Origin of the sequence: Erwinia persicina (genome assembly GCF_019844095.1) — a bacterium.
Taxonomy (GTDB): Bacteria; Pseudomonadota; Gammaproteobacteria; order Enterobacterales; family Enterobacteriaceae; genus Erwinia; species Erwinia persicina.
This window is the reverse complement of record NZ_CP082141.1, coordinates 817,104-831,289: the sequence shown is the minus strand read 5'-3', so window position 1 is coordinate 831,289 and position 14,186 is coordinate 817,104. Positions and strand designations below refer to the sequence as shown.

Genomic DNA, 14,186 nt, shown 5'->3' with positions numbered 1-14,186 from the left:
AATGATTAAGCTTGGCATCGTGATGGATCCCATTACGTCTATCAATATTAAAAAAGACAGCAGCTTTGCTATGCTGCTGGAAGCACAGCGCCGCGGTTATGAAATTCATTACATGGAGATGAACGATCTCTATCTGCGCGGCGGCGAGGGCCGGGCACGTACCCGCCAGTTAAGCGTTGAACAGAACTATGACAAATGGTTCGAATTTGGTAGCGAGCAGGATATTGCCCTCAGTGACCTGAACGTGGTGCTGATGCGTAAAGATCCCCCTTTCGATACCGAGTTTATCTACGCCACTTATATCCTTGAGCGTGCGGAAGAAAAAGGCACGCTGATCGTTAATAAGCCGCAGAGTCTGCGTGACTGTAACGAAAAGCTGTTCACCGCCTGGTTCGCAGAACTGACCCCGGATACCCTGGTCACCCGCAATGCCAGCCAGATCCGTGAATTCTGGCAGGAGCATGGTGACATCATCCTCAAGCCGCTGGACGGCATGGGCGGCGCGTCAATCTTCCGTATTAAACAGGAAGACCCGAATCTGTCAGTCATTATTGAAACCCTGACCGAGCACGGCAGCTTCTACTGCATGGCGCAGAATTACCTGCCGGCGATTAAAGACGGAGATAAGCGCGTGCTGGTCGTGGACGGTGAGCCAGTGCCTTACTGCCTGGCGCGTATTCCTAAATCAGGTGAAACCCGTGGTAACCTTGCCGCCGGTGGCCGTGGTGAAGCCCGTCCACTGACCGAAAGCGACTGGGAAATTGCCCGCCGTGTCGGCCCAATTCTGAAAGAGAAAGGGCTGATCTTTGTCGGACTGGATATTATCGGTGACAAGCTGACTGAAATTAATGTGACCAGTCCAACCTGCGTTCGTGAGATCGAAGCCGCATTCCCGATTTCTGTCACTGGTATGCTGATGGATGCGATCGAAAAACGCCTGGCCTGATTGTTGCGGCGGGGCCGGACTGCCCGCTGCTCACCCATTAACGCCCGCGACTATCCGTCCGGGCGTTAACCAGACTACAGAACATTAAGTATGAATTTACAGCATCATTTTTTGATTGCCATGCCAACGCTTCAGGATCCGCTGTTCAAACGTTCAGTGGTCTATATCTGTGAACATAATAGTGATGGTGCGATGGGTCTGATAGTGAATAAGCCGATGGAAAATCTGACGGTTGACGGCATTCTGACCAAGCTAAAAATTTCACCCACGCCACGCGAACCCGACGTCAGGCTGGATAAACCTGTCTTTACCGGTGGGCCGCTGGCAGAAGATCGCGGTTTTATACTGCATTCCGCGCAGAAAACATTCACCTCCAGTATTCGCGTGTCTGACAACACGGTGATCACCACCTCCCGTGACGTGCTGGAAACGCTGGGAACGCCGGAGCAGCCGGATAACGTACTGGTGGCGCTGGGCTACTGTGCCTGGGAAAAAGACCAACTGGAAAATGAACTGCTGGAAAATGCCTGGCTGACGACCTCTGCTAATAGCAATATTCTGTTCCATACCCCGATTGCAGAGCGCTGGCGTGAAGCGGCGAAAAGCATGGGCGTGGATATCCATAATATAGCCAGTGAAGCAGGACACGCCTGATGAGCAGTATGACTATGTTGTCCTTCGATTTCGGGACGAAAAGCATCGGCGTGGCCATCGGCCAGCAGCTGACCGGCACCGCACGCCCTCTGACGGCACTGAAGGCCAACGATGGTGTGCCGGACTGGAACAGAATTGAAGCACTGCTGAAAGAGTGGCAGCCCGACCGCGTGGTGGTGGGACTGCCGTTAAATATGGATGGCACCGAGCAACCATTAACGGTGCGCGCCCGCAAATTCGCCAACCGCCTGCACGGACGTTTTGGCGTGCAGATAGAACTGCACGATGAACGCCTGAGCACCGTCGAAGCCCGGGCCGAACTGTTTGAGCGCGGCGGTTTTCGCGCCCTGAGCAAAGGCAGCGTCGACTCGCTCTCTGCAGTGATTATTCTGGAAAGCTGGTTCGAGAACCATTACACGTAAGCAGGCTACGGATCGCAATCCTCGCCCGACACAGGTGACTGCAAAAGGACACCCCTCAGGCTGTGACGGTCATGGCTGACCTGCTTTTTTCGTCAGCCCGCCTTCTCAATACCAGTTAACCAGCCAGAACCCCCATTCTCTGCCTTTCCGCCAGGCTTTGCTCAAACGTCTGCATCCCCTGCTGACTGCCAGTCTGCAAGAGTGCAGGCAACTGATGGGTTTTCCCCTCGCGGATCAGGTTAGCCACTGCCGGACTGTTCACCAGTACCTCGAACAGCGCGACCCTGCCGCCAGTGGTTGCTACCAGTCGCTGGGCAATCACCGCCTGTAAGCTGCCCGCCAGTTGGCTGCGTACCAGATTCTTTTCGTTTCCCGGAAAGACATCCACCAGTCGCTCCACCGCCTGCGCCGCCCCTCGGGTATGCAGCGTTGCCAGCACCAGATGCCCCGTTTCGGCGGCAGTCAGCGCCAGTTGAATCGTCTCGGCGTCGCGCAGTTCCCCCAGCAGTATCACATCAGGGTCTTCCCTCAGCGCCGCCCTCAGCCCTCCGCCAAAGTCGGTAAAATGCAGCCCTTTCTCACGCTGCTGGATCAGCGACTGCTCGCTGTGATGCAGATATTCAACCGGATCTTCCAGCGTCAGAATATGGCGCTGCTGCTGCTGGTTCATCCCGTCAATCATTGCCGCCAGCGTAGTGGATTTTCCGCTACCGGTAGCGCCGACGATCAGAATCAGGCCCTCTTCCCGCAGCAGCAGCGATTGGGTCACCGCAGGAAGAAGCAGTGATGTCATATCCGGACAGCGGCTGGCAATCAGGCGCAGCGCCAGCGATAAACCGTGGCGCTGACGAAAAAGACTGGCCCGCAGGCGCACGCCGTCCGGCATCGTGAGGGCAAAGTCCACCTGCCCTTCCTCTGCCAGCGTCTGTTGCTGAACGACCGTCAGCCAGCGTACAGCGAAGCTTTCCAGCCACTCATTGGTCATCTCCGGCATACCCTCAATCGGTGCCAGGCGGCCATTGCAGCGCCAGAATGGAGAATGACCACTGCAAAGGTGCAGATCGCCTGCATTATGCTTTACACTAAGGGCCACTAATTCCTCAATATCCATATTTGTTCCCTGACTATGACTTCGATTGAGCACAACTTACAACAAGTCCACCAGCGGATCTCAGCGGCGGCGGCACAGTGCGGGCGCGATCCACATGAGATTGAGCTGCTTGCAGTGAGCAAAACAAAACCTGCGAGCGCGATCGAAGAAGCGGTGGCGGCCGGTCAGCGCAGCTTCGGTGAGAATTACGTGCAGGAAGGCGTGGACAAAATCCAGCTGCTGGCAAATTCTGACCTGACCTGGCACTTTATTGGCCCGCTGCAATCTAACAAAAGTCGTCTTGTGGCGGAGAACTTTGACTGGTGTCATACCGTTGACCGGCTGCGCATTGCCAGCCGCCTTAACGAGCAGCGGCCTGAAACGCTGCCACCGCTTAACGTTCTGATCCAGATAAACATCAGCGATGAACAGAGCAAATCCGGTATTGCCCTTGCCGGGCTGTCTGCACTGGCACAGGATATTGCCGTAATGCCACGCCTCAGACTGCGTGGAATAATGGCGATCCCCGCGCCGGAAGCTGACTACGCACGTCAGCTGGCCGTATGCCAGCAGATGGCGGCGGCATTTAAGCAGTTACAGCGGGAGGTTCCCGGCGTGGATACGCTGTCGCTGGGAATGAGTGACGATATGGACGCCGCAATCGCGGCCGGTAGTACCCTGGTGCGCATTGGCACCGCTATTTTCGGTGCGCGCGACTACGGTCATGCCGCCGCTCATCATAACAACTGAGGAACCCCATGCTAGCGTTGATCTTTCTGGTCACAACGGTGATTGCGATTTACATCAAAGTGTTATTACTGCGCGTCTGGATGCAGTGGGCGCGGTGTGACTTCTACAACCCGTTTTCACAGTTTGTGGTGAAAATCACCCAACCAATCGTCAAACCCGTGCGCCGAATCATCCCGTCTGTCGGGCCGGTGGATACCGCCTCACTGCTGCTGGCCTATATCGTCAGCGTGCTGCTGGGGCCGGTGACGTTGCGCCTGTTTGTACCGGATCCGATTTTCCTCTATCTGGGCCTGGTCATCCTGGTTAAAGCGGCGGGCATGCTGGTATTTTGGGTCATTATTGTTCGCTCACTGATGAGTTGGGTAAGCCAGGGCCGTAACCCGGTTGATTACGTGCTGATCCAACTGACTGAACCGCTGATGGCTCCGGTACGCCGCATTATTCCGGCGATGGGTGGCATCGACTTCTCGGCGATGGCAGTCATTCTGGTTCTCTATATGCTGAACTTCCTGGGACTGGAATATATTCCTGGCTGGGCCCAATTTTAAATAGCCTTCATCCTTGAAACTGCCGCTGCGTTGGCTGCGTACATTCGCCCCGGTCACTTACTACAGTAAGCTCCCGGGGTCTCATGTCCTTGCCGCCTTGCGGCAGCTCCAATTATTGTGGCTATTGGATTAACCATGATTCTTTCCCCTGAAGGGCAAAATTCCTGGTTATATCGCGCCATCTGTTTCTGAAAATGCTTTCTTAAAATTATCGTTCTGGAATCATTATGCAAAAAGTCGTACTCGCCACCGGTAATCCCGGAAAGGTTCGTGAACTGGCCGACCTGCTGGCCGCGTTTGGGCTGGATATTGTCGCGCAAACGGAACTGGGCGTGGAGTCCGCCGAAGAAACCGGTCTGACCTTTATTGAAAATGCCATTCTGAAGGCACGTCACGCGGCAGCCATTACCGGTTTACCGGCGATAGCCGATGACTCAGGGCTGGCGGTCGATGCGCTTGGCGGTGCGCCGGGGATCTATTCAGCGCGCTATGCGGGCCCGGACGCCAGTGATCAGCAGAACCTGGAAAAGCTGCTGACCACGCTGGCAGCCACGCCGGACGGGGAGCGTCAGGCGCAGTTTCACTGCGTGCTGGTCTATCTGCGTCATGCTGAAGATCCGACACCGCTGGTGTTCCACGGCAGCTGGGCGGGCGAAATCACCCGTACCGCTGCAGGCGTCGGCGGCTTTGGCTATGACCCTATTTTCTACGTGCCTGCGCTGGGGAAAACCGCTGCGGAACTGACTAAAGCAGAGAAACAGGCAGTGTCACACCGTGGCCAGGCCCTCAGCCTGCTGTTGAGTGCCATGAAACATGCCTAATCTCCCACCGTTAAGTCTGTACATCCATATTCCCTGGTGTGTGCAGAAGTGCCCGTACTGCGACTTCAACTCGCACGCGCTGAAAGGGGAAGTCCCGCACGAAGAGTACGTGCAGCACCTGCTCAACGACCTGGATATTGACCTGCCGCTGACGTCGGGTCGCGAAGTGAGCACGATCTTTATCGGTGGCGGTACGCCAAGCCTGTTAAGCAGCGAAGCGATGCAGATGCTGCTGGACGGCGTGCGTGCGCGTCTGCCTCTGTCAGCTGCCGCCGAGATTACCATGGAAGCGAATCCGGGTGCCGTCGAAGCAGAGCGCTTCAGCGGCTACCAGCGCGCCGGCGTCAATCGTATCTCCATTGGCGTGCAGAGCTTCAGCGCGGCCAAACTGGAGCGTCTGGGGCGCATTCACGGGCCTGAAGAGGCAAAGCGGGCGGCACGACTGGCCGAAGGCCTCGGGCTGCGCAGCTTTAACCTCGACCTGATGCACGGCCTGCCGGATCAGTCGCTGGAAGAAGCGCTGGACGACCTGCGTCAGGCCATCGCGCTCAATCCGCCTCATCTGTCGTGGTATCAGCTGACCATCGAGCCGAATACTCTGTTTGCCTCGCGGCCGCCGCGCCTGCCTGATGAGGACGACTTGTGGGATATTTTCGAACAGGGCGATGCGCTGCTGACGGCGGCGGGATACCAGCAGTACGAGACGTCCGCCTATGCCAAACCCGGCTATCGCTGCGAGCATAATCTCAACTACTGGCGCTTTGGTGATTACCTTGGCATTGGCTGTGGGGCTCACGGCAAGCTGACCCAGCCGGACGGAACCATTATCCGTACGGCAAAAACGAAGCACCCGCGTGGTTTTATGAGCGGAAAATATCTGGATAAACGACACGAAGTGGCCGATGCCGAGAAGCCATTTGAGTTCTTTATGAACCGTTTCCGTCTGCTGGAGGCCGCACCGCGCGAAGAGTACACGCGCTACACCGGCCTGGCGGAGAGCACCATCCGCACGCAGCTCGACGAGGCGATCGCCAGAGGCTATCTGACAGAAACGCCAGAGGCGTGGCAGATTACGGAGAAAGGGAAGCTGTTCCTGAACTCGCTGCTGGAGCTTTTCCTGGCAGAATAATACGTCGGAGGCGACCGGAAAACTGCTCGCCCCAACGTATAAAGGGTACGCAGAGGCTGACCTTGTTTTTCGGTCAGCCCGCCATATCAAACAGCACGTTATTTCAACCCGGCGATCAGCGCCTTGCGCTGTCCTTCCAGGGTGGTAACACGATTACAGACTTCATGACCAAAGTTCTGGAAATCCTGCTCCTGGTTGCTCCATTCGGCCTGAATCGCCTGCTGTAAGCCACCCAGATTGCCCATGATCGCCTGCAATGGATTATCGCCACCGGTCGATTTGCTGCCCATCTCATTCAGGCTGTCCTGCACCACGCCGCCCATCGCATTCTGTACCAGACGCTCCCCGTCCTGACGAACCTGCTCCACGGCCTGATGGTGGAAGGTTAAGCCATCGCTGCGATGCTCGATGATGCGATTCATCTGCTGCTTGAGCTGCCCGTCCAGCGAGGTCAGGCGCTGACGCACGTTACTGTCCTGCCCCAGCTTCTGCACAATCACCCGATCCAGCGCCACACGGCCTTTTTCCAGCCGCTGTTTTGCGCCGTTATCAATCCACGGCAGGTCACGGCGCAGCGCGGTCTGATAGTCGATGGCTTTCTGACGCGTGGCTGCATCAATACTGGCCACTTTGCCATTACGCTGCACATCGCCAACCGGGGAAATAATCAGCTTGCCGCTGGCCCCCACCACTTCCACCTGGTTCGGGCTGATAATGATATCGTCCTGAGGATTAACGCTGCACTGGTAATCCGCCTGAGCCTGTCCTGCGGCCAGCAGCAGTAATGCTCCACTGAAAAGCGCTTTACGCATAAATCGTCTCCTTGATATGAAAAAGGGGCAACCAGAAAAAATGGTCGCCCCCTTATGTGGTCACGCCGGAGGGCCGACCGAAAAAAGACCGGCCCCTACAGCGATCGCTTCACCTTCGCAGGGTCTGACCTTCTGTTCCGGTCAGACCGTCAGTCCCACCAGACGTCAAAGAGTTCAGTCACTTTTACGTCGTTCAGCTTGCGGGCTTCCAGCCAGTTTTTGACCAGCTCACGATGCTCATCAGTGCATTTGCCAATTTTCTGCAGGCAAATCAGACCTTCCCACTGCAGATAGCCGCTGCCATCAAAGGCCAGGCCATTCGGATCAATCACTTCATTGATAAGCGCATCAACGGTGCTGTCGATAGTCTGTTCGTCAGTTCCTTCCGGGAAGGTAAAGCCCACGGAGAAACCTAACTCCTGGAACTCATCGATATGCATTTTCTTGCGTAGACGACGACTGCGTTGTGTAGCCATTATTTAATCCTCTCAAACATCAGATCCCATACACCGTGGCCAAGACGCTGCCCACGCTGCTCAAATTTCGTTAACGGCCGTGACTCGGGACGCGGCACCCAGTTTCCGGCTTCTGACTGGTTTTTATACCCTTCAATACTGCTCATCACTTCCAGCATATGCTCCGCGTAAGCTTCCCAGTCGGTCGCCATATGGAATACGCCGCCCAGCTTGAGTTTACGCTGTACTAATTCAGCAAACGGTACCTGCACGATACGACGTTTGTTATGACGCGCTTTATGCCACGGATCCGGGAAGAACAGCTGCACCATACGCAGCGAATTATCCGGGATCATCAAATTTAGCACTTCGACTGCATCATGACACATTACGCGCAGATTGCTGACGCCGGCCTCTTCCGCCGTGGCCAGGCAGGCACCCACGCCCGGCGAGTGCACTTCAATTCCCAGAAAATTCTGGTGCGGATTACTGGCCGCCATCGCCACCAGCGACGCTCCCATACCGAAGCCAATTTCCAGCACCAGCGGTGCATCACGGCCAAACAGAGCGGTTAAATCCACCGGTTGCGGCTGAAACTCAACGCCCATTACCGGCCACAGCGAATCCAGCGCCTGCTGCTGACCTTTCGTCAGACGGCCCTGGCGGCGTACAAAGCTGCGGATACGGCGCATAGCGCGGCCATTTTCGTCAAATTCCGGTGAGATAACATCGTTTTTCATGATTCTGCCTGCGGCTGTGCACTGTAGAAAGCGGGCATTATGCCTTCAGGAAGTGAAAACATAAAGGACACCCTGTTACCGGCTTACTCCCGGGGCTGGCTGGTAGTATAGCGGCTGCTAAAAATTCGGCTGACTGAACAGACTGTTCTACAGGTTAATAAAATGCAGCGAAGATCCGGTTTACAGCCCTTAGTGTCTGTGCTGGAATCCCTGCCTGATTTTCAGAATAGCAGAACGGGAACCCGCATCATGCAGCCAGCGCAGTTTTCACATCAGGTACTGGAATGGTATCAGCGCTACGGGCGGAAAACCCTGCCGTGGCAACTGGAAAAAACACCCTATAAAGTCTGGCTGTCTGAGGTCATGCTGCAACAGACGCAGGTCGCGACCGTTATTCCCTATTTCACACGGTTTATGGCGCGTTTCCCTACTGTCAGCGATCTGGCCGCCGCACCGCTGGACGAAGTGCTGCACCTGTGGACCGGCCTGGGCTATTACGCGCGGGCGCGCAATCTGCACAAAGCAGCGAAAACCGTCGTCGATAAACACGGGGGCGTGTTCCCGGAAACGCTGGAAGAGGTCGAGGCCCTGCCGGGTATCGGCCGGTCAACCGCCGGCGCGGTGCTTTCACTAGCGCTGGGCAAGCATTTTCCGATCCTGGATGGCAACGTAAAACGCGTGCTGGCACGCTGCTATGCGGTGGACGGCTGGCCGGGTAAGAAAGAGGTTGAAAAGCGCCTGTGGCAGCTCAGTGAAGCCGTGACGCCTGCCGAGGGTGTCAGCCAGTTTAATCAGGCGATGATGGATCTCGGTGCCATGGTCTGCACCCGCTCGAAACCGAAGTGTGAGATCTGTCCGCTGAATACCGGTTGCCTGGCTTACGCCCACAGCAGCTGGGCGCAATATCCGGGGAAAAAGCCGAAGCAGATCATTCCGGAACGCACCGGCTACCTGCTGCTGATGCAGCAGGGGCAGGACGTCTGGCTGGAACAGCGTCCTCCCGTTGGCCTGTGGGGGGGGTTATTCTGCTTCCCCCAGTACACCAGCGAGGAGGCATTACGCCAGGCCCTGCGGCAGCGCGGGGTGGATGACGGTAAACTACACCAGATGACCGCCTTCCGGCATACCTTCAGCCACTTCCACCTGGATATTGTACCAATGTGGCTGGATCTGCCTTCTGTCAGTGCAGCCATGGATGATGGCGCGGGTCTCTGGTATAACTTAGCGCAGCCGCCCGCTGTGGGGCTGGCCGCGCCGGTAGAGCGTCTGCTACAGCAGTTGCGCCAGCCAAACCCTATGGAATTGAGCGCTCGCGTAACGGAAGAGGAAGAGTAATGAGCCGAACCATTTTTTGTACGTTCCTGCAACGTGATGCCGAAGGACAGGATTTTCAGCTGTACCCGGGTGAGACAGGTAAACGTATTTTTAACGAGATCTCCAAAGAAGCCTGGTCAAAATGGATGGCAAAACAGACCATGCTGATCAATGAAAAGAAACTCAGCATGATGAACCCTGATGACCGTAAGCTGCTGGAACAGGAGATGATTAAGTTCCTGTTTGAAGGCCACGACGTGCATATCGAAGGTTATACCCCGCCGGAAGAATAAGTCGTTGGGCCTCACTGATGAGGCCCTCTCAATTGTGGGCTTTTACTAAAAAATGAAGAAAAAACTGATAAGTTTGCTGATTATTGCGCCGTTGTTAGTTTCCTGCTCCGGCAAGAAGCAGAACGCCTCTCACGAAGAGTGGATCAAAGACACCAACGGTTTTGATATTTTGATGGGACAGTTCGCCCACAACATCGAAAATATCTGGGGGATCAATGAAGTCCTGATCGCAGGTCCAAAAGACTATGTGAAGTACAGCGATCAGTACTATACCCGTAGCCACATTAACTTCGATGCCGGTAGCATTACGATTGAAACTATCGCTGGCACCGATCCGACGGCCAGCCTGCGTCAGGCCATCATTACCACCCTGCTGATCGGTGAAGATCCGGGCAATGTCGATCTCTATTCCGACGCCAAGGATATTCAGGTCAGTAAAGAGCCCTTACTGTACGGCCAGGTGCTGGATAATACCGGCCAGCCGATCCGCTGGCAGGGTCGTGCCGCCAGTTTTGCCGACTACCTGATCCAGAATAAACTTCAGCGCCGTAACTCCGGGCTGCATGTCATCTGGTCGGTAACCATTCCGATGGTGCCTAACCACCTGGATAAACGTGCGCACAAATATCTGCCGATGGTGCGTAAGGCCGCCGAACGCTACGGCGTCGATCAGTCGCTGATCCTGGCAATCATGCAGATAGAGTCCAGCTTTAACCCCTATGCGGTCAGTCATGCTGACGCACTGGGGTTGATGCAGGTGGTGCAACATACCGCCGGGGTGGATGTGTTCCGTATGAAAGGGAAATGGGGCAAACCGAGCCGCAGCTATCTGCTGGATCCGGAAAACAATATCGATGCGGGTGCAGCCTACCTGTCCCTGTTACAGGGCAACTATCTGGCGGGGATCAGTAACCCGACTTCACGTCGTTATGCCGTTATCACCGCCTATAACGGCGGGGCGGGCAGCGTGCTGCGCGTGTTCTCCAGCGATAAAGATCGCGCGTTCAGCGCCATCAACGGCCTGTCGCCTGCCGAGGTGTACCAGAAGCTGACCACCAGCCATCCGTCCGCCGAGTCGCGTCGTTACCTGTATAAGGTGAATAACGCGCAGAAGAGCTATCACCGCTACTAAAACGCAGGCAAGGCGCTGCAACCAGTGCCTTGCCCCTCCTTCTTAACCTCACCCGGACATTACCGGCTGATGTTTTTAAAACGGCGGGTGGTTTCGGTCAGTGCCACTTCGGTTGGCAGTCGCTCCATCGAACTGGCACCGTAGAACCCGTCGCACTGCGGGCAGTTGTCCATAATGTACTGCGCATCCTCCGGGCTGGAGATCGGCCCGCCGTGGCACAGGACAATCACGTCCTCACGCACGGCTTTCGCCGCCGCCGCCCACTCATTCACGCGGGGAACACAGTCCTTAAGCTGTAATGCCGTTGCCGCGCCGATATTGCCGCCAGTAGTCAGCCCCATATGCGGCACAATAATATCGGCACCGGCCAGCGTCATTGCCACGGCATCCTCCGCGCTGAATACATAGGGCGTGGTCAGCATCTCTTTCTGGTGCGCCAGCGCAATCATTTCAACTTCCAGCCCGTACCCCATGCCGGTCTCTTCGAGATTGGCGCGGAAATTGCCATCAATCAGGCCAACGGTGGGAAAATTTTGTACACCGGAAAAGCCCATCGCTTTCAAATCATCCAGGAACTTATCAAAATGGCAGAAGGGATCGGTGCCGTTCACCCCGGCAAGCACCGGCGTATGTTTCACCACCGGCAGAACCTCTTTAGCCATATCAACCACGATCTCATTCGCGTTGCCATATGCCAGCAGCCCGGCCAGAGAACCGCGCCCGGCCATACGATAGCGCCCGGAGTTATAAATAACGATCAGGTCGATGCCCCCGGCCTCTTCACATTTAGCCGACAGCCCGGTGCCGGCCCCACCGCCGATAATCGGCTCACGGCGGGCAATCATCTGTCTGAAATGAGTCAGCAGTTGCTGACGGGTAAAAGCGGGCATGATTATCTTCCTCTCGACGCCAGTTGACGAAATTGTGCCACTGCTTCAGCGGCGAACTGCGGGTCATTAATATTCCACGGCAGGCGAATAATTTGCCGTTTTTCAGTCTGATGACAGTGTGATTCCAGGGCGGTGATAAACGCCCGATCGGCCTCGGGTGACCAGAACGGCTGACCCGGTGCATCAAGGGCGGAAAATCCACCTTCGGGTATCAGGAAGCGCACGTCGCCTTCACACTGGTTCAGTTTACCGGCGATCCACTCGGCCATGGCGATATTCTCCTCCACCGTGGTCCGCATCAGTGTCACCTGGGCATTATGGTGGTAGAACTGGCGGGCAGCATATTTTTCCGGCACGCTGGAGGGATGGCCAAAGTTCACCATATCCAGCGCACCGCAGGATAATACGCCGGGTATCTGGCTGCGCGCCAGGGCATCAAAGCGGTCTTCACCACAGGCCAGCACGCCGCCGAAGAGTAAATCGCAGACTTCTGTGGTCGTCAGGTCGAGCATTCCGGTCAGCATCCGGCTGTCTGCCAGCTTCTCCATCGCCCTGCCTCCACTGCCGGTAGCGTGGAATACCAGACAGTCATAGTCAGCGTCGAGCCCGGCGCTGACAGCCTCGATACACGGCGTGGTCACCCCAAACATGGTCAAACCGATGGCCGGTTTATCGTCACCGGAGGAAGGCAGTGAGAATTTGACCGCCCCGGCAATCTGATGGGCCGCATTGCCCAGTACGCGCCGGGAAATGCGGTTGAGGCCGGCCACATCAGTCACTGAGTAAAGCATACCTATATCACTGGCACCGACATAGGCAGACACATCGCCCGATGCCATTGTCGACACCATCAGCTTCGGCACGCCCACGGGTAAGGCCTGCATCGCTGGGGTAATCAGCGCCGTACCGCCGGAACCACCGAGCCCGATAATCCCTGCAACGTCACTACGCTGGCTAAGGAAAATCCTAAAAGATTGCGCCATCGCATCAATGGCTTTTCCGCGATCACCACAGAACACACTATTGCGTCCCTGGGGATGATAATCGGCTACCATTTCAGCCGGAATATCGCCAGGAAAAGTTTCGCTAAGTGGTTGAGTAGACAGATCAACTGTCACGACTTTTACGCCGGTCTGCACGATCAGATCGCGCACGTAAAACAGTTCCCTTCCTTTAGTATCCGCTGTCGCAACAACGTAGACAGATCCATTCTCATTTTTCATTGGCGTTACAATAACCTGTTATTTATATTAATAAAGGGTTGATATTCATCACATAAAAACGTAAATAACTTTGGAGCGCTAAGAAAGCGCACTGGCAGGAGCTCACAGTAGCACCTTAAAGATTGATAAATCAATTGAATGAAACATGAGTCTGCGGGTGTTTTTGACTACGCTTATAACGCCGGAGCAAGGTGCTGACCCGCACCCCCGGCAGTAAAATGCCGGTAGCATTATTATAATGACTACCGGATCGATACAGAGTCAGATCTACTGGAAAATGAGGTTATCGTGGAGCAAAGGGATTCCGCTGGCGTTTTGGGATTAACATCCACACGCGCCAGAACACGCCGCTTACTGATTGATACGGCAATGAAGCTGTTTGATAGCGGCGCATTTCCATCCATTACAGAAGTCGCTCAGGAGGCGCAGCTGTCACGCGCAACGGCTTATCGTTACTTTCCTACGCAGAGTGCGCTGGTATCAGCGATTGTCGCCGAAACGCTCAGCCCGATTAAAAACTGGCAGCCGACTGAAGAAGATGCCAGCGCCCGGATTGACGAGCTGCTGAGCTTTGCCTTTCCCCGCATGTTAAAACACGAAGGTACGCTCCGGGCAGCCCTCCATCTGTCGCTGACGCAGTGGGCACAGTCGCAGTCGGTGAATGCGCTGCCGTTAAAGGAAAAGCTGGTGCGTGGCAATCGAAAAGCCATGCTGACCCAGGTGATAGAGCCGCTCAATAAAGAGCTTCCTCCTGCGCTGATGGATCGCGTCGTGCGCTCACTGTCTCTGGTGTATGGTTCGGAGATTTTTTTGGTGATGAAAGATATCTGGGGTTGCGATGACGACGAGCTGCAGGACATTGGTAAATGGATCGCAAAAGCCATTGTGCGCCAGGCGCGGGAAGATGCATTAAATCCGTCCTGAAGTGACGATTCCATGACCGGTAGTCGCCCGTTTTGTGGCGACC

17 protein-coding genes are annotated in these 14,186 nt (G+C 55.7%); 11 read left to right on the top strand and 6 right to left on the bottom strand.

Annotated features, from left to right (window positions below):
• Position 1 precedes the first annotated feature (1 nt).
• The 3 genes from gshB (at position 2) to ruvX (ending at position 2,022) form a co-directional block, all read left to right on the top strand.
• The gene (gene gshB, locus K6L24_RS03815; RefSeq protein WP_062744319.1) at positions 2–946 is read left to right on the top strand and encodes a glutathione synthase; all 945 of its coding nucleotides are present in this window, start codon (positions 2–4) and stop codon (positions 944–946) included.
• Between the two features lie 90 nt (positions 947–1,036).
• Entirely contained in the window at positions 1,037–1,600 is a 564-nt protein-coding gene (locus tag K6L24_RS03810) for a YqgE/AlgH family protein (protein ID WP_062744320.1), read from the top strand.
• Complete coding sequence (gene ruvX, locus K6L24_RS03805; protein WP_174522416.1) at positions 1,600–2,022, top strand: Holliday junction resolvase RuvX; 423 nt, start codon at positions 1,600–1,602, stop codon at positions 2,020–2,022. The genes K6L24_RS03810 and ruvX overlap by 1 nt, the downstream gene beginning before the upstream one ends.
• 115 nt (positions 2,023–2,137) lie before the next feature.
• Here the strand turns inward: ruvX and K6L24_RS03800 are convergent, their stop codons facing one another.
• A complete protein-coding gene (locus K6L24_RS03800; RefSeq protein ID WP_062744322.1) occupies positions 2,138–3,133 on the bottom strand; it encodes a type IV pilus twitching motility protein PilT in 996 nt (331 codons plus the stop codon).
• A gap of 15 nt (positions 3,134–3,148) precedes the next feature.
• Here K6L24_RS03800 and K6L24_RS03795 point away from each other — a divergent pair, with 15 nt between their 5' ends.
• The 4 genes from K6L24_RS03795 (at position 3,149) to hemW (ending at position 6,360) form a co-directional block, all read left to right on the top strand.
• Complete coding sequence (locus tag K6L24_RS03795; RefSeq protein ID WP_137269037.1) at positions 3,149–3,862, top strand: YggS family pyridoxal phosphate-dependent enzyme; 714 nt, start codon at positions 3,149–3,151, stop codon at positions 3,860–3,862.
• An 8-nt stretch (positions 3,863–3,870) separates the two neighbouring features.
• Positions 3,871–4,410, top strand: a complete 540-nt coding sequence (locus K6L24_RS03790) for a YggT family protein (RefSeq protein ID WP_062744324.1) — start codon at positions 3,871–3,873, stop codon at positions 4,408–4,410.
• Positions 4,411–4,637: 227 nt separating this feature from the next.
• Positions 4,638–5,231: an RdgB/HAM1 family non-canonical purine NTP pyrophosphatase gene (rdgB, locus tag K6L24_RS03785; protein ID WP_062744325.1), complete on the top strand. Its 594-nt coding sequence runs from the start codon at positions 4,638–4,640 to the stop codon at positions 5,229–5,231.
• Positions 5,224–6,360: a radical SAM family heme chaperone HemW gene (gene hemW, locus K6L24_RS03780; RefSeq protein ID WP_062744326.1), complete on the top strand. Its 1,137-nt coding sequence runs from the start codon at positions 5,224–5,226 to the stop codon at positions 6,358–6,360. Before rdgB ends, hemW begins: the two co-directional genes overlap by 8 nt.
• 98 nt (positions 6,361–6,458) lie before the next feature.
• On the opposite strand, the gene K6L24_RS03775 is transcribed toward hemW, so the two are convergent.
• The 3 genes from K6L24_RS03775 to trmB form a co-directional block, all read right to left on the bottom strand.
• The gene (locus tag K6L24_RS03775; RefSeq protein ID WP_137269038.1) at positions 6,459–7,172 is read right to left on the bottom strand and encodes a YggN family protein; all 714 of its coding nucleotides are present in this window, start codon (positions 7,170–7,172) and stop codon (positions 6,459–6,461) included.
• 149 nt (positions 7,173–7,321) lie between these two features.
• Positions 7,322–7,648, bottom strand: coding sequence for a YggL family protein (locus K6L24_RS03770; RefSeq protein WP_062744328.1), 327 nt, complete (start codon positions 7,646–7,648; stop codon positions 7,322–7,324).
• Entirely contained in the window at positions 7,648–8,367 is a 720-nt protein-coding gene (gene trmB, locus K6L24_RS03765) for a tRNA (guanosine(46)-N7)-methyltransferase TrmB (protein WP_118665630.1), read from the bottom strand. The genes K6L24_RS03770 and trmB overlap by 1 nt, the downstream gene beginning before the upstream one ends.
• A 249-nt stretch (positions 8,368–8,616) precedes the next feature.
• Here trmB and mutY point away from each other — a divergent pair, with 249 nt between their 5' ends.
• Genes mutY through mltC form a run of 3 tightly spaced genes read left to right on the top strand, consistent with a single transcriptional unit; the run spans position 8,617 to position 11,106 of the window.
• Positions 8,617–9,702 carry an A/G-specific adenine glycosylase gene (gene mutY, locus K6L24_RS03760; protein WP_222681963.1) on the top strand — a complete coding sequence of 362 codons (1,086 nt, stop codon included), beginning with the start codon at positions 8,617–8,619 and terminating at the stop codon, positions 9,700–9,702.
• Complete coding sequence (locus K6L24_RS03755; protein ID WP_062744330.1) at positions 9,702–9,974, top strand: oxidative damage protection protein; 273 nt, start codon at positions 9,702–9,704, stop codon at positions 9,972–9,974. The genes mutY and K6L24_RS03755 overlap by 1 nt, the downstream gene beginning before the upstream one ends.
• 52 nt (positions 9,975–10,026) lie before the next feature.
• On the top strand, positions 10,027–11,106 hold the full coding sequence (gene mltC / locus K6L24_RS03750; RefSeq protein WP_062744331.1) for a membrane-bound lytic murein transglycosylase MltC: 1,080 nt from the start codon (positions 10,027–10,029) through the stop codon (positions 11,104–11,106).
• 59 nt (positions 11,107–11,165) lie between these two features.
• Here the strand turns inward: mltC and K6L24_RS03745 are convergent, their stop codons facing one another.
• Both K6L24_RS03745 and K6L24_RS03740 read right to left on the bottom strand, forming a co-directional pair.
• Positions 11,166–11,996, bottom strand: coding sequence for a phosphoenolpyruvate hydrolase family protein (locus tag K6L24_RS03745; protein WP_062744332.1), 831 nt, complete (start codon positions 11,994–11,996; stop codon positions 11,166–11,168).
• Positions 11,997–11,998: 2 nt separating this feature from the next.
• Entirely contained in the window at positions 11,999–13,219 is a 1,221-nt protein-coding gene (locus tag K6L24_RS03740) for a Tm-1-like ATP-binding domain-containing protein (RefSeq protein WP_222681962.1), read from the bottom strand.
• A 270-nt stretch (positions 13,220–13,489) separates the two neighbouring features.
• Here K6L24_RS03740 and K6L24_RS03735 point away from each other — a divergent pair, with 270 nt between their 5' ends.
• Positions 13,490–14,143 carry a TetR/AcrR family transcriptional regulator gene (locus tag K6L24_RS03735; protein ID WP_062744334.1) on the top strand — a complete coding sequence of 218 codons (654 nt, stop codon included), beginning with the start codon at positions 13,490–13,492 and terminating at the stop codon, positions 14,141–14,143.
• The last annotated feature ends 43 nt before the right edge of the window (positions 14,144–14,186 follow it).

What these genes read in the sequence shown, in the direction of transcription:
- ruvX (WP_174522416.1), top strand. Translation starts at nt 1,600, where the DNA reads ATGAGCAGTATGACTATGTTGTCCTTCGATTTCGGGACGAAAAGCATC.
- hemW (WP_062744326.1), top strand. Translation starts at nt 5,224, where the DNA reads ATGCCTAATCTCCCACCGTTAAGTCTGTACATCCATATTCCCTGGTGT.
- rdgB (WP_062744325.1), top strand. Translation starts at nt 4,638, where the DNA reads ATGCAAAAAGTCGTACTCGCCACCGGTAATCCCGGAAAGGTTCGTGAA.
- K6L24_RS03755 (WP_062744330.1), top strand. Translation starts at nt 9,702, where the DNA reads ATGAGCCGAACCATTTTTTGTACGTTCCTGCAACGTGATGCCGAAGGA.
- K6L24_RS03770 (WP_062744328.1), bottom strand. Translation starts at nt 7,648, where the DNA reads ATGGCTACACAACGCAGTCGTCGTCTACGCAAGAAAATGCATATCGAT.
- gshB (WP_062744319.1), top strand. Translation starts at nt 2, where the DNA reads ATGATTAAGCTTGGCATCGTGATGGATCCCATTACGTCTATCAATATT.
- mutY (WP_222681963.1), top strand. Translation starts at nt 8,617, where the DNA reads ATGCAGCCAGCGCAGTTTTCACATCAGGTACTGGAATGGTATCAGCGC.
- mltC (WP_062744331.1), top strand. Translation starts at nt 10,027, where the DNA reads ATGAAGAAAAAACTGATAAGTTTGCTGATTATTGCGCCGTTGTTAGTT.
- K6L24_RS03740 (WP_222681962.1), bottom strand. Translation starts at nt 13,219, where the DNA reads ATGAAAAATGAGAATGGATCTGTCTACGTTGTTGCGACAGCGGATACT.
- K6L24_RS03790 (WP_062744324.1), top strand. Translation starts at nt 3,871, where the DNA reads ATGCTAGCGTTGATCTTTCTGGTCACAACGGTGATTGCGATTTACATC.
- trmB (WP_118665630.1), bottom strand. Translation starts at nt 8,367, where the DNA reads ATGAAAAACGATGTTATCTCACCGGAATTTGACGAAAATGGCCGCGCT.
- K6L24_RS03795 (WP_137269037.1), top strand. Translation starts at nt 3,149, where the DNA reads ATGACTTCGATTGAGCACAACTTACAACAAGTCCACCAGCGGATCTCA.
- K6L24_RS03810 (WP_062744320.1), top strand. Translation starts at nt 1,037, where the DNA reads ATGAATTTACAGCATCATTTTTTGATTGCCATGCCAACGCTTCAGGAT.
- K6L24_RS03800 (WP_062744322.1), bottom strand. Translation starts at nt 3,133, where the DNA reads ATGGATATTGAGGAATTAGTGGCCCTTAGTGTAAAGCATAATGCAGGC.
- K6L24_RS03775 (WP_137269038.1), bottom strand. Translation starts at nt 7,172, where the DNA reads ATGCGTAAAGCGCTTTTCAGTGGAGCATTACTGCTGCTGGCCGCAGGA.
- K6L24_RS03745 (WP_062744332.1), bottom strand. Translation starts at nt 11,996, where the DNA reads ATGCCCGCTTTTACCCGTCAGCAACTGCTGACTCATTTCAGACAGATG.